The sequence below is a fragment of the Chryseobacterium sp. MYb328 genome (assembly GCF_037572595.1).
In the GTDB taxonomy this organism is placed as follows: domain Bacteria; phylum Bacteroidota; class Bacteroidia; order Flavobacteriales; family Weeksellaceae; genus Chryseobacterium; species Chryseobacterium pennae.
The window spans coordinates 239,068-245,237 of sequence record NZ_JBBGZQ010000005.1; the positions used below are offsets into that span (position 1 = coordinate 239,068).

Annotated in this window: 3 protein-coding genes; all 3 read right to left on the reverse strand. The window is 35.3% G+C overall.

Going from position 1 to position 6,170, the window contains the following annotated elements; translation table 11 throughout:
• Positions 1-108: 108 nt before the first annotated feature.
• On the reverse strand, positions 109-2,544 hold the full coding sequence (locus WH267_RS08070; protein WP_340007181.1) for a delta-60 repeat domain-containing protein: 2,436 nt from the start codon (positions 2,542-2,544) through the stop codon (positions 109-111).
• Between the two features lie 6 nt (positions 2,545-2,550).
• Positions 2,551-4,062 carry a T9SS type A sorting domain-containing protein gene (locus WH267_RS08075; protein ID WP_340007182.1) on the reverse strand — a complete coding sequence of 504 codons (1,512 nt, stop codon included), beginning with the start codon at positions 4,060-4,062 and terminating at the stop codon, positions 2,551-2,553.
• A gap of 99 nt (positions 4,063-4,161) precedes the next feature.
• The gene (locus WH267_RS08080) at positions 4,162-5,688 is read right to left on the reverse strand and encodes a helicase HerA-like domain-containing protein (RefSeq protein WP_340007183.1); all 1,527 of its coding nucleotides are present in this window, start codon (positions 5,686-5,688) and stop codon (positions 4,162-4,164) included.
• Positions 5,689-6,170 lie beyond the last annotated feature (482 nt).

Here is a 6,170-nt window from a genome sequence, read left to right on the forward strand (position 1 = left end):
TCATCTGATATTCTTTTCCCGCCAGTGAAGATAACCTGCTAAAATAGTAAAAAATATATCAAAATAAGTTACCCAAAAAGCTTACCACTTAGTCACTAATATATAAAATTATTTCAATTTTTTGATTTTTGCGGTATAAGTTATTGCATTTCCAGTACTTCTATTCTTATTAAGTCCTCCTATAATTATCTCGTTATTTGGAGTGATTCCCATAGCACTGATATTTTCAAAGAAGTCATTGGGATTACCATCTTCCCTATCAGAAAACACGCCATCATTCTGGATACTGAAACTGGTATCTAAAGTACCATCAGTATTTACCCTTATTGTATATCCGTCATTATCTACAAATAACTTTCCGCGTTTTCCAGCAATCAGCAATTTATTATCACCCTGAACATTAATGTTATAAAAATGAGCATTTGAATCAGCAGAATTGTAAGCATATTCGAAAATCCCTCCATTTCCATAAGATGTATCCAAAGTCCCTGTTGAATTATATTTTTCTACAAGCAGAGTCGTATTGAAGTTTTCTGTTTTCTCTGTAATGATATAAACATTATTCAGATTATCCAGAGCTACTTTTTTAAATATAAAATTAGTGTCAGGAGTATAAGGGATTTCCATAGTCCCTATAGTTCCGAAACTTCCTGAAGGATTACCATCAAGATCATATTGTTTAATAATTTTTTTATCTGTTTTAAAATCAATGGTTACAATTCTCTGGCTGTTTACATCTGATTTGGTCAAATCAGCGTCATATGAACCATATTTCTGGATAACAGGGATATATTTGTTATTATTGGCAAAAGAATCATCAATAGTGCCATCTAAATTATATCTGCACATCACAGGGCTTGAAAATTGAGTACCATATGAGGAATAATACGCATACATTTTATTCTTGGTAGCAGAATAAATGATTTTATTAATATATCTCTGATCTGCTCCCGGTAAGTTTTTAAACTCGAAATTATCTATAATTTTTCCATTATCGTCTAAAATAACACTATACCGTTGCGTATTGGTTCCATAGATAAAAACATTAGCTACCACTTTATTATTGGGTAACAGGTCGAATTCACTGACAGCCATTCCGGTAAAGGTTCCATTATTTCCGAAAGACAGATCCGGGGTTCCGTTGTCCAGATATCTTTTCAGCTGATTCTGATACAGTACATATATTTTACCATCCTGTCTTACTTTAATATTATTGATTTCTGTAGCATAAGAAGATCCACATTCTACAGGTAACATGGTCATACTACTGCCAAGCTTATTAAATTGAATATAGTTCCCCGTAACTTCCCTACAAAACAGATTACCATACATTGTCATTGGACTTGTAAAGTTCCCTACAGGCAAAACATCAAATGCTCCTGCAACCAGATAATCATCGTAGTTACTCAAGTTATTAACGGCTGGTCCACTGGCAAATGTACTTCCGTCAGCATCGAACTCCCTGTATAAAACATCTTTGTATACTCCTGGCTTTTTATACCCTATAGCATAAATAATTTCCTGGTTACTGGCATTTACCTTAGCACCTACATCATTCACTACATCTTCTTTAGTTCCCTCATCATAAGTAACTTTTCCAGCTCCGCCAAAAGAAGTATCATAACTTCCGTCAGCATTAAGTTTTACCAATGCTGCATCAATATTGTTGACCATCCTTGTACAAGAGCCTCCCAGCATGATTTTGCCATTGTATAAAATCTTCATCACATTGAGCTGGTCATTCCCTCCAAAAAAATCTATCGTTTTAATCCCGTTCGTTCCAAAAGAAGAATCATAAGTTCCGTCAGGATTCAGTCTTGCAATAAAAAAATCTGATTGCGCTCCATTGTTTGTAGTTCCTGCAATCAGCATTTTATCATCAGGAAGAATTTTGAGACTTTTAATTTCAGATTGTGTTCCAATCGGGTACAGCATGAATCCCTTTTGGTTAAAAGTTTTATCTACGTAACCGTTGGTGAGATTATACCGAACAATTACGGCATTGACTCCGGCTTTACCTGCCACCCAGATTTTATTATTCTTGATATCAATGGTATTGGCTTCATCATTTCCTGTAAAATCTGTAATAACTTTAGAATCCCTGTTAAAGCTTGGAGAAACAACTAAAGCTCCAGTTCTTGCATGAATTTTTACCACTGCAAAGCTTTTCCTGTTTTTATCCTTTGAATAGCCCGCCAGATAAACATAACCCTTACTATACTTAATGGCATTGGCTCTTGAGCCTTCATCACCAATAGAGACCGCTATCTTATTATGATTTTTGTTGTTATAGTAAAAGAAACGGTCTTTATATACAAAACGACCTTCTGCATTAGGAAGAGATACATCCGTTACAGGGCCCGAATATCCTGCGGCAAAAACGGTATCATTAGTATATTCAATAGCATTCAGAATCTGTTTTTCGTTATCATTTTCAACATAGCTGAACTTTCCAAGACCAAAATTAGTTTCAAGAACTCCCTGTTGAGAAAACCCCAGCTGAAAGGCTCCTGAAAAAAGAAGTAATAGTATATTTTTTTTCATTTTGTGTTATTTTTTTATAATCCTTACAGACTGAGAAAAGTTTTTAGCCTCATATTTTATTACATAATTTCCCGACATCAGATCAGAAAGATCAATTGAAACTTTTTCATTGCGGGAATCTGAATATTGTTTTTTCACCAATTTTCCAGACATATCATAAACCGAAATCTGAATATTTCCTGTAAGATTCTTATTTTCAGCAAATAAAAAATCTTTTACAGGATTGGGATATACGTTCAAAATATGAGTTTTATCTGATTTCGATTCATTTACCTCCAACGTAAGAGTCTTTAAAATTTTAAAAACCAGAAAATCATTATTCAATCTTCCGCCGCCATAAAGGCTTCCGTCTGGAGCCAGCTGTATGCTTTCCAGATTTACCACGTCATCTACCGGAGAATTCGGATTACCAGAATAAGTAAAATAATTGAACTTCCCCTGATTGGCAAAGGTTGTATCCATAATTCCGTCTAAATTGTAGCGGGTCACCCACATAGAGTTGTTTGCGTTTATTTTTTCTGTTCCGGCAATATACATTCTATCTCCATCAAGAATAATATCATTTACAACATATTTAGGATTTAAATTACTACACAGCCAAGGGGTTCCGCTAGGGTTTACAAAAAGTTTAGAAGATGCTAATGTCTGTAAATTAACTTTTAAAACTCTATGGTCACATTCACTTACTTTATTGATAATATATGCGTAAGTATTAGAATTGTCTACAAGCATTTTTTTGAAATATCCCGGATTATCGTAGATGCTTGGAATATCATCATAATTGAAAGCGGGATCAAGTGTTCCGTCCTGGTTTATTTTTTTTATAAAATTGTACCTTGTATTTCCTGAAGAGTTACTATTAACCTGTTTTTGGCTGTAGCCTGTAATCAAAATCCTGCCGTCGTTCAGCAATTTAGCATCGTTAATGATATCAAGTGAGCCTACATCTATCGTAAGGGTTCCCTGATTTCCGAACGAGAAATCAAAAAATCCATCCGGATTATATCTTTCAATATACAGATCATCTCCTTTTTGCCCGAAAACATAAATTTTATTGTTGGGTAGAACCAACAGCCTGGTATAGGTTTTTTGTCCATATTCAAATTCCTGTTTTCCGTTAAAAGCAAAATTGGGGTCCAGTACTCCGTTTTGGTCTATTTTAGTTAAGCCCAAATCGGAAAGAATTAAAAATGATCCGTCAGCATAAGGATATACATCCCTTGTGGAATCGGCATAGTGATAGGAATCAAAATAATAATTTGCTTTTCCCTGGTTGCCAAATGTAGGATTCAACCCTGAAGTAAGGTTGTGTTTCAGAACTCCAAAACCACTTTCATAGGACTTGTAATCTTCTATTGTTACTCTCCCGAATGCATACAAGCCATTATTGGAAAGCTTAATATTGGATAGTTCGTCGTAACTTTTAGATTTATAATCGGTTTGTAAGAAACCTGCTCCGTTAAAATTGGAGTCCAAGTACTGACTCTGCCCATGCGCTTTTGATAGGGATAGCGACATAAGCACAATAAATAATTGTATTCTCATATGTGTTTTAATTTGTGTTATTATAGTTTATATAAAAATAGGGAAAATTTCTTTTCCCTATTTTATTTTTTGTCATCTTTTCCTTCCTCCTAAACCAAACATCCCGAGAATAGCTTTTGCGCCCTCCCTCATTAATGTATTGGTGAATGTTCTGCCTGCCTGGCTTTGCAGTACCTGTTCAAACATTCCCGGCTCTTCTTTTACCGGCTTTGTTCGTTGATTTGGTACTGGATTCTGAGCGGCCTGCTCCATTCTGTTGGTTAGCATTTCATAAGCAGATTCCCGGTCTATTGCCTGTTCATATTTGGCTACCATAGCTGAGCTGGACGTTAATTCTGTAATTTCTGCTCCACTCAGAACATCCATTCTTGATTCCGGGGAAATAAGATAGGTATGAACTAATGGTGTAGGAATTCCTTTCTCATCTAAAGCGGTTACAAATGCTTCTCCAATTCCCATATTCTGAATCAGATTGGAAGCGTTATAAAATTCTGTGGTTGGATAATTTTCAACTGCTTTTGAAATTTCCTTTTTATCTTTTGCTGTAAAGCCTCTCAAAGCATGCTGTATTTTCAATCCTAATTGAGACAAAACACTTTCTGGTACATCACCAGGAATCTGGGTAATAAAATAAATTCCCACTCCTTTTGAACGGATAAGTTTTACCATCGTTTCAATCTGTGAAAGGAGGGTCTTTGAAGCTTCATCAAAAAGCAAGTGTGCTTCATCAATAAAGAGCACCAGTTTCGGCTTTCCGCTATCACCTTCCTCAGGGAAAGTCATATAGATCTCTGCAAAAAGTGAAAGCATGAAGGTAGAGAACAGCTGTGGCTTATTCTGAATATCTGATACTCTTAAAATATTTACAACTCCTTTTCCATCTCTGGTTTCCAGCAAATCCTGAACATCAAAGCTTAATTCTCCAAAGAAATCTCCCGCTCCCTGCTGCTCTAAAGCTACAATAGATCTTAGAATAGCCCCCAAAGAAGCCGGTGCTATTGATCCGTAGTTAGCGGCAAGCTCAGCTTTTCCCTGTGCATTATCTGTAACATACTGCAGAACTTTCTTTAAGTCTTTAAGGTCGATCAAAGGAAGTCCTTTGTCATCACAATATTTAAAGACAATAGACATGATACTTTGCTGGGTATCATTAAGCTGAAGAATTTTACTTAATAAAACAGGTCCGAACTCTGTTACGGTTGCTCTCAGCTTTACCCCTTCTCCTCCGGAAATGCTCATCAATTCTACCGGGAATCCTTGTGGTGTATAAGGCAACTGAGTTTTTGCATATCTCTCTTCAATAATGGAATTCATCTGCCCAGCTTCTGCAATTCCTGAAAAATCACCTTTAATATCCAGCACCAGTGATGGGATTCCCTGATGAGAAAGCTGTTCTGCAAATACCTGTAACGTTTTGGTCTTTCCGGTTCCGGTTGCTCCGGCAATAAGGCCGTGACGGTTGATTGTTTTTAGAGGAATCGTTACATTTACTTCCGGTACTACTTCTCCGTCCAGCATTCCTTTCCCTAATATGATGTGATCTCCCTTAGGAGTGTATCTAGCATTTAATTCTTCAATAAATTGTGCTTTGTCTGCCATTTGATCGCTTTTAAAGCTTAAAAATATAATTTTTTTTGGATAATTTTCGAATAATTATTTTCGGAAAATCCAGAAAGCGTATCGATATCTTATTTTCGCAATCGTATGATCAGTTTATGATTAGGAGAAATTATGCTAAATTCTTTGAGGCATTCAAGAACAAAACATGATCCAACACCATGAAAACAACTATTAAAAAATATATTAACAAGTTGGACAATAGAAATATTAGTACCTTAAAAACTTGTATTCATTAAATAATCTACCGGCATTTAAAAATTTTATTTTATACGACAAGTTTTGACGCCAGCCACTTCTATGTTTGTAATAGTAATTAAAAAGAGATCCTAGGCTGGTCTTTTTATTTAAAAAATTAGTTAATACATCAATATTATATTTTGTATGTGCGCAGTACAGAATATATATATATGAATAAATTGATTGTAAAATAGAGTACAACAAGCAATATAGACTGTCGACTC